The 8,219-nt window shown below is 69.0% G+C and carries 6 protein-coding genes; 1 reads left to right on the forward strand and 5 read right to left on the reverse strand.

What is annotated here, in order from left to right; all coding sequences use genetic code 11:
- The 3 genes from VFR64_04385 to VFR64_04395 all read right to left on the reverse strand — a co-directional run.
- The coding region (locus VFR64_04385) for a molybdopterin-dependent oxidoreductase (protein HET9488978.1) at positions 1-3,359 on the reverse strand (3,359 nt) is incomplete at its 3' end.
- Positions 3,360-3,381: 22 nt separating this feature from the next.
- Positions 3,382-5,070 (reverse strand): ethylbenzene dehydrogenase-related protein, encoded by a 1,689-nt coding sequence (locus VFR64_04390; protein ID HET9488979.1) that lies wholly within the window; start codon positions 5,068-5,070, stop codon positions 3,382-3,384.
- 81 nt (positions 5,071-5,151) lie between these two features.
- Positions 5,152-7,098 (reverse strand): cation:proton antiporter, encoded by a 1,947-nt coding sequence (locus VFR64_04395; GenBank protein HET9488980.1) that lies wholly within the window; start codon positions 7,096-7,098, stop codon positions 5,152-5,154.
- 388 nt (positions 7,099-7,486) lie between these two features.
- Here VFR64_04395 and VFR64_04400 point away from each other — a divergent pair, with 388 nt between their 5' ends.
- Entirely contained in the window at positions 7,487-7,615 is a 129-nt protein-coding gene (locus VFR64_04400) for a hypothetical protein (GenBank protein HET9488981.1), read from the forward strand.
- A gap of 17 nt (positions 7,616-7,632) precedes the next feature.
- Here VFR64_04400 and VFR64_04405 read toward each other — a convergent pair whose 3' ends face one another.
- Positions 7,633-7,956, reverse strand: a complete 324-nt coding sequence (locus VFR64_04405; GenBank protein ID HET9488982.1) for a hypothetical protein — start codon at positions 7,954-7,956, stop codon at positions 7,633-7,635.
- Between the two features lie 25 nt (positions 7,957-7,981).
- A partial coding sequence (locus VFR64_04410) for a DUF4197 family protein (protein HET9488983.1) occupies positions 7,982-8,219 on the reverse strand: 238 nt, incomplete at its 5' end.

An 8,219-nucleotide genomic window follows, 5' to 3' on the forward strand; every position in this document is an offset into this window, starting at 1 on the left:
GCCCACACGCCCTTGCCGCCGAGGCCACCCGCCTCGGCCCGGGTGATCTTGACCAGCGTCTCCTTGGGCACCGTGTTCACCGCGTGGTTGTCGGCCTCGCCGCCGAAGATGAAGCTCATTGACACCTTGGCCTTGTGGAACAGCGTGTCGGTCTGGTGCATCGGCATGTGCCAGTTGCGGGTGACCGATTGCTGCGAGCCGTATCGCAGATTGGCCTGATACCCGGTGTTCGCGGACAGGGCTCGCCCGTCCGGACGGGTCTCGTGCGCCCGGACGCTCTTCTCGGTGGCGATGAAGGGGGCGTGCTTCATCATCACGCAGTCGTAGGGATACGCGTGGTTGTACTTGACGCGCAGCATGCAGCGCGAGACGCGGTAGAAAAAATCCTCCGGCTTCGCCCCGAGGTACGGCCGGTCGGCCGGATTGGCGTCGACGTAGACGTAGTCGCCGTCGTTGATGCCCAGATCGCGGGCCGCCTGCGGGTTCATGTGCAGCTGGTGCTCGCCGACCGACGGCGCCCGCCGGTCGAGGCGATAGGGGTCGCCGAAATTCGAGTCGTAGAGCATGTGCCAGTCCACGTTCGACCAGCTGGAGTGGACGCGGTGGCGGGTCTTGGGCGTGAGGCAGTAGAAGCGGAAGCCCCGCTCCCACAGGAAGTTCTTCGTGCCCTTCACCTGGTTCCACGGCAGCTTCACGTTGCGGATCGTGCGCTCGTCCCAGTGCTCGGCCGTGAGCGGAATGCCGTAGTCCTCGGGGCGGATCAGCGGGTTCGACGACACGATGACGTTCGGGAGGTAGGGTGTGGCCTCCGGACCCTCACGGTGGACGATGAAATTCTCGCCGTACTCGATGGCCTCGGGGACATCGGCGTAGGCGTGCAGCCGCCCGGTGTCGGTGTGAAACGGCTCGCTGTCGTGGACCTGCTCCCAGAACGGGATGCGCGGGTAGGTGCGGAACAGCATCAAGGCGCCGCCGGGAGGCCCGTACTTGCCGGCCATGATGTCGGCCAGCCGGTAGCCCGCCGTGGTGGTGGACGTGTCGAGCAGGCGCTGGATGTAGACCTCACGCTTGCCCTCGAGCGCGAACTTGAAGTACTCGGCGAACCGCCGGTCCCCCGTCACGTCGGCGAGGGCCGCGGCGATGCCGGCCAGGATCATGAGATCGTCACGGCTGTCGAACACCGGGGGGATGCCGCCCTTCCAGATCTGCAGGAAGGGATTGGAGCAGCTCGCCGTGATCTCCAGCCCCTCGAACTCCAGCCAGCTGTTGGCCGGCAGCGCGATGTCGGCGTATTCGATGGACGCGGTCATCTGCAGATCGATCGCGCAGATCATCTCCACCTTGGGGTTCACGTTCTTGATGACGCCGTACGCCCACTTGGCGTTGTTGATCAGGTTGACGTTGGTGAACAGGATCGCCTTGGTCGGTGTCGGCATGTGGGTGTCGCCGGTGAAGTTGCGGCGGCCGAACTTCGGCGTGTCCACGATGAGGGCGAGATCGCCGTGGTTCCAGTACGCGGGCTCCTCGTCCTTGGTGTAGGCGTGCGTGGGCACGTCCCGGCCGTGGGCCTCGGGATCCAGATTGGGCCGGAACGGGTCCTCGGCCACCCAGCCCTTGAAGCCCGGGCCGGTCTGCCGGGAGCCCTGGAACAGGGCCGCTTTATAGTTGCCGGCCCACGTGTGACACCCCGCGCCGGGCCGGCCGAGATTCCCCGTCAGCATGAGAGGCAGGTAGGCGGCGCGGTTCATCTCCGTGGCGTGAAACCAGTGGTTGATGCCCTCCCCCTGGTGGATGGCCGCCGGCTTGATGGTGCCGAGGTCCTCGGCGAGACGGCGGACGAGGTCCTTCGGGGCGTGCGTGATCTCCGCGACGGTGTCGAGATCGTAGTCGGCCAGGTGAGTCTGATAGAGGGTCCACAGGGTGGCCACCTCGACCTCGGCGCCGTCGCGCAGCCGCACTTTCCACCGGCCCTGCAGTGCCGGCTCGATCCCCTGACCCTGACCCGCCATGCCGGCGCCGACGTCGTCCCGGGTGAGGGCGCGCATCGCCTTCGCGCGCTCGTCCCAGACCACGAAATCACCCAGCCGCGCGTGCTGCTCGGGGGTCAGGCCCTGGACCTTCATGGATGGGCCGTCCACGGCCAGCGTCGTCCGGTAGTCGGGGAAGATCTCATGGGCGCGCAACCGGCGCAGGGTGTCCGTCCGGATCAAGAGCGGGAAATCGGTGAAGGCCTTGATGAAGGCCTCGTCGTACCACCGGTGCTCGATCATCAGCCGGGTGACGCCGAGCCACAGGGCCGCGTCCGTCTGGGGCCGGATGGGAATCCAGTAGTCGGCCTTCGTCGAGGGGGGGCCGTACTCGGGCGCGATCACGACGATCTTGGCGCCGCGCTCCATGGTCTCGATGAACCAGTGGGAATCGGTGAGCTTGTTCTCCACCAGGTTCTTGCCGTCCATGATGATCAGCTTCGAGAAGCGCAGATCGTTGAAGTCGCAGTCGGAGGCCTGCAGGCCGTGCACCCACGGCTGACCCGGCGCCTGATCCCCGTGCCAGGTGTAGTTGGACCAGGTGCGCCCGGCTCTGGCCTCCGCGGGTCGGACGCCCCGGATGGCGGCATCGAGCAGGGCCAGCGAGTTGTTGAGGCGGTACATCCCGTACTTGCCGATGACCCCGAGCAGTCCCATGCCGCCCCGCATCTTCACGGTCCGCGTCCCCGCCCCGCCCATCGCCGCCACCATCTCCGGCTGGTAGCCCTGGGCCAGCAGGCGGGCCTTGCCCGCCTCGCCGCTGTAGCGCTCGGCGATCGCCACCAGCGCCCGGGCGATACAGCGGAAGGCGTCCTCCCAGGCGATCTGGACGAACTCGTCCTGTCCGCGGTTGTCGAACAGGTACTGGGCGCGGAGCTCGTCGGTCAGCTCCGGGAAGCCGGCGTCGGCCCACGCCTTCCAGCCTTTGCGGACGATGGGGTGCTTCAGCCGGTAGGGGCCGTAGAGCACCCGGTGGAACGTGTAGCCCTTGGCGCACTGGCGGGGATTCCAGTTCGCCGTCGCGTGGCGGCCGTCGAGGTCGGCGTAGGTCTGGTAGTCGTAGGTGTTGCCGAGCCGGGTGACGATGCCGTTGCGCACGAAGGCGCGGACTCGGCAGGCGTGCGTGTCGTTCGGCGAGCACACCCAGTCGAAGGTACGGTCGTAGCCGTACTGCTCGCGGTAGATGTTCTCCCAGTCGCGGGCGACCGATCCCGCGAGCGGATTCTGGTCGGGGTCGGCGGCGGCCAGCAGCCTCAGGGGCAGGCCAAGGTCCACCGCGGCCGCCGTTCCCGTCCCCACACCGAGCCAGCGAAGGAATTCGCGACGCCTCATCGCCATCTCCTGGGTTGTCCGGTCACTCGAGCAGCAGGTCCTGCCAGATCGTGATCGACTTCTTGCCGTCACGGTCACCGGCGCTGCCGTTCCAGACGGCAAAGCCCACTGGCACCGTCGCCCCCGGCCGGAGCGTCACCGCCTGCGGCCCTCGACCGGCGAGCGCGCGGCGCAGCATGACGCGATACGTGCCCGTGGCATACACGCCGCGGGCGTCCAGCGTCTGAAGGTCACGCGGGCGGGCGCGCAGCGTGCCGAACCCCTGGGCGACCAGGTCCTCCGCTGGGCTCTGGCGCAGAGGGTCGGAGACGATGTTGCCGGCGGCCCAGCCGGTGACGAAGAGCGGGTCGGAGCCCAGCGTGAGGGCGTGGCGTGTCGGCTGCTCCACCGCGGGAATCTTGGAGTTGGGGTAGGAGTCGATCCCGAGGTTCGGATAGACCTTCTCGAGGTCCTGGAAAGCCGGCTCCAGATCGGCCTGGCGCTCGGCCTTCCACATCCAGATGTTGACGGGCTGGCCGCGGCTTCCCATGGCGAAGAACGGCGGATCGGGCGTCAGCGAGAACTGCACGGCGACGGCGTCGCGGAAGTCCTGGGGCCGCATGGCCGTGTGGTCGTCAGTCGTGTCCGACCACACCAGCAGCAGCGCGAGCTGCTTGCCGTCGTGCAGTGCCCGGACCGTGATCTCCTCGGGCCGGTCGCTGCGCCACCAGAGCGGCATCAGGTGCAGGTTGACCGGCTGGGTCAGTCTCCAGTCCCCCGAGTCCGGGTGTTCGGGCAGGCGCTCGACCCGGCGCGCCACGATACGGAACTTGCGCATCTCCGCGCGCTGGCGCTGGTTGTCGCTCGACCACGATCGGATCAGGTTGACCAGGTGCCAGGCCTCGTCGCCGTAGGCCCAGTCGCTCATCGGCATCGGCGTGCCCGGAAGCCCGGCGACGATGCGGCGGTACAGATGCGCGGGATCCGGCGAGCCCTTGAACACGCCGGCCGTCAGATCGCGCGGACGACTGGGATAGCCGAGATCGTCCTTTTGGTCCTCGGCGCCGTCGCCCTTGCCGGTCGGGCCGTGGCACGAAGCGCAGGCGTCCGCGTACCGCTCGAGGGCCAGTGCACGCGCCTCGGCCGTGAAGGACGGTGCCGGTGGGACGCGGATGATACCCTGCCCGACCTGGCCTTCGCCCTGGGGATAGGCGGCCGGCGGCACCGTCCACGGCGTCGCCGCCAGGCTCTTGATGTAGTGCACGAGCCCCCAGCGTTCCTCCTCGCCCAGGTGCCCCCACGACGGCATCGCCGAGCCCGGCATCCCGCGGGAGATGGTGAGGTAGAGGTCCTCGTCGGTCGGCATACGCTCCCACGTCGAGACGAGGCGGTAGCTGGCGGCCGTGAAGTCGCGCGGCTTGGGGTAGAGCAGGTAGGCGGCCTCGCCGTCGCCACGGCCGCCGGCGCCGTGGCAGGCCGCACACTGCAGGTCGTAGAGCCGCTTGCCCAGGGCGAGCAGGTCCGACGTGGCCGCGCGAATCCGGGAGGGCGTGAGCGCGACGGGGAGCGGCTCACCGGACGACGGCGGAAGCGTCGGTAGGGGGCGGGCGGGGGTGGCCGTCAGGGCGCCGCCGGGCGACGGGGCGCGGGGACTCGACGGCAACAGCCCACACCCCGACCAGGCCAGCGCCACCAGCACCGACAACGGGACCACCAGCCACGTAGCCACCATCCCGGGCGCCTCCTTTGGCTCGAGGCTGCACCCGGTCGAGCCGGCTGGATATGACGCCCGTCATAATGTCGGGGCAGGACGTCAGGGGCCTTCGCGGGCGGCCCGGCGGAAGTCCTCGATCTGGGCGGGCAGGCCGAAGACCCGGACCCTGTCGCCCGGTCGGAGAATCGTGTCGGGCGCCGGGTGGAGCACGAAGTCCCCCGAGGCCCGGGTCAGCGCGACGACGGTGACGGCGAAGCGCTCGCGGATCCGGGCGTCGCGCAGGGACTGGTCCGTCAGCGACGAGTCTTCGAGGATCACGTCGGAGATCTCCGGCAGCGCTTCCCCCAGAGCCCCGCCGGGCGCCGCGTCTTCCATCGTGACCCGAAAGCGGTCCAGATAGGCGAGCACGCGGTCCCTCGGGAGCTGCAGGCGGCGCAGGGCGTGCCGGATGAGCGTGGCGGCCGCCTCGAACTCCGGCTGGATGATCTCCGTGGCGCCGGCCTTGATGAGGCGCTCGCCGTCGGAGACGTTGTGGGCGCGGGCCAGGATGGGGATGTGGAGATTGCGCGCCCTGATGCGGCGGACGGCCAGGTACGCCCCCTCGATCTCGGGCACGGCCAGGATGACCATGGCCGCCCGATCCACGCTCGCCGCCATCAGGATGTGGTCGCTGGAGGCGTCGCCGAACAGGCAGTGCACGCCCCGCCGGCGGACGTTCTTCACCACGTCGGGATCGAGGTCGATCGCGACGTACGGCGCCTGGAAGGTTTCCAGGGCCTCGGCCACCTGACTTCCGACCCGGCCGAAGCCGCACACGATGACGTGCCCGTCCAGGCCCCTGGCCCCCGTATCGCCGAGCGTCGGCTCGTGATCTCGAGCGACTCGGACCTTCTTGATCCAGCCGGGGAGGGTCCGGACGAGAAACGCATTGATCAGGATCGTGAGCATCGACGCGGCCAGGACGGCGTTGTACACGTCGGTTCCCACGTGCCCCGCCATCCGGGCGACCTGGATCAGGATGAACGAGAATTCGCCGATCTGCGTGAGCCCCAGGCCTACGAGGACCGCCGTCCAAAAGGGATGGCGGAACAGCAGCACCACGCCCGTCCAGATGATCAGCTTGCCGAGGACGACCAGCGTGACGATCACCCCGAGCAGGCGGGGGCTGTCGAACACCGCCCAGGGATTGATGAGGGCCCCGATGGTGACGAAGAAGAGGGCGACGAAGACGTCGCGGATGGGCAACAGGCGCGCCAGCGTCTCGTGGGCATAGTCAGAACCGCTGATCAGCAGGCCGGCCAGGAAGGCGCCCAGCGCGAGGGAGAGCCCGACCTCCTGGGTCACGGCGGCCGTGCCCAGCGCGATGGCCAGGGCCACGAGAAGGAACACCTCCTGGCTGCGCATGCGGACCACGTAGGTCAGGATGGGGGGAGCGACTCGGGCCGCCAGGTAGAAGACGGGCACGAGGATGGCGATCCCCAGGCCGAGCGCGGCGCCGATCGAGATCAGCCGGTCGGTGTCGAGAGCCCCCAGGCGGGGCACCAGCACGATGAGCACGACCACGGCGAGATCTTCGACCAGGGTGATGCCGATCATGATGCGGCCGTGGCGGCTGTGCAGCTCTCCCCGGTCGACGAGCAGGCGGGCCAGGACCATCGTGCTCGCCACCGACACCACCATGCCGACGACCATGCCCTGGATCACCGTCCAGCCCAACAGGCCGCCGACGGCCACGCCCAGCACCACCGAGAGAACGATCCCGAGCGGCCCGCCGACGATGGCGACCCACTTGACGCGCAGGAGGTCGCGCAGGGAGAACTCGATGCCGATCGAGAACATGAGGAGCACTACGCCGATCTCGGCGAACAGCTCGAAGGTGTGGATGTCGGAGACGGCCGGCCCCGGCGTCAGGGGGCTCAGGGCCACGCCGGCCACCACGTAGCCGAGGATCAGGGGCTGGTGGGCCAGCCGCGCCAGGATGGCGCCGAACACCGCGGCGACGAACACGAGGGCGAGATCGCGGAAAAATACCGGGTCGGCGACCATCGGGCAGTCACCATATCACGGAGCGCGCCCGGGTCCCGTGGCGTCCCGCTCGTAACGGCTGCCGGCGGAGGCCACTTATGGGTAAGAGAATGATGGTCGGGTCGGCGCTGCTGGCCACCGTGATCGGCGTGACGGCGATGGCCCCGAGGCCTGGGCGCAGGGGTTCGGGTCGGAGCGCAAGCTGGCGGAGAAGGACGGCAAGGGCCGGATCAGACTTCTTGTCGCCGCAGCAGGCGCGCGGCATCTACGCCCTGGGCGCCGACGGCGCGATCAAGGAGTGGCCCGGGAGCCGGGCCGGCTGGACGGCATCTACGAGATGGATGACGGGACGTTCCTGGTGACGGACTGAAACTCGGGATCTCTCTCACGGTAGAACCCGAAGACCGACATGGAGCCACTGGCCAAGGGCTTCAAGGGACAGGCCGACTTCTGCGTCGTCCGCGATGGCCAGGGGCTCATGGTCGTCGTGCCCGACCTGGTGAAGAGCGAGCTGCGGATGGTGCGACTGGCCCACTAGCCCGCGTTCGCGAGCCGTCACCGGGCTGCGATGCCGGCCGGCGCGCCGTCGAGCAGCCGCACCTCTTGCCGTAGGAGCGGCACGCCGATGCCGGCCGCTCCCAGGCGCTCCGTCAGCGCCTGGTAGAGCTCGGCCTCCGCGGGCACCACGTCGGGCACTCGCACCCAGGGATGAACGCCGAGCCGGACGCCGAGGGGCTCGATCTGGGCGGCGCCCAGACCGCTCGGCCAGATCGCCGGCCCACCAGGCGGCCAGAAAGCCGACGGCGAGGATGGCGAACGCCCGAGTACCTGGAACCCGTAGCGGATCACGAGGTCGATGATCAGGTCCTGCGCAGGCATGAGAGTCCCTCCCTGGTCGTTCCGGTCACCGCTTGCCGAAGACCTCTTTGAGGAGCTCGGTCGTGCGGGCCGCAGGCTCGAGGCGAATCTGCCGCTCCTGCTCCCCGAGCACGTGGAAGAGCCCGTCGAGCGCCTTGTCCGTCACGTAGCCGTCGACGTCGAACGCCTGGGTCTTGACGAAGGGGAGGGCCTCGAAGCGCCCGACGAGCTCCTGGTAGCGTCGAGTCACCCCCACCTCGTTCATCGAATGGCTGATCACAGGC

The sequence above is a fragment of the Candidatus Methylomirabilota bacterium genome (assembly GCA_035709005.1).
Classification (GTDB): domain Bacteria; phylum Methylomirabilota; class Methylomirabilia; order Rokubacteriales; family CSP1-6; genus 40CM-4-69-5.

Bases quoted from the DNA above. Each gene is read 5' to 3' on its own strand.
- VFR64_04405 (HET9488982.1), bottom strand. From the start codon at position 7,956: ATGCCTGCGCAGGACCTGATCATCGACCTCGTGATCCGCTACGGGTTC.
- VFR64_04395 (HET9488980.1), bottom strand. From the start codon at position 7,098: ATGGTCGCCGACCCGGTATTTTTCCGCGATCTCGCCCTCGTGTTCGTC.
- VFR64_04400 (HET9488981.1), top strand. From the start codon at position 7,487: ATGGAGCCACTGGCCAAGGGCTTCAAGGGACAGGCCGACTTCTGCGTC.
- VFR64_04390 (HET9488979.1), bottom strand. From the start codon at position 5,070: ATGGTGGCTACGTGGCTGGTGGTCCCGTTGTCGGTGCTGGTGGCGCTG.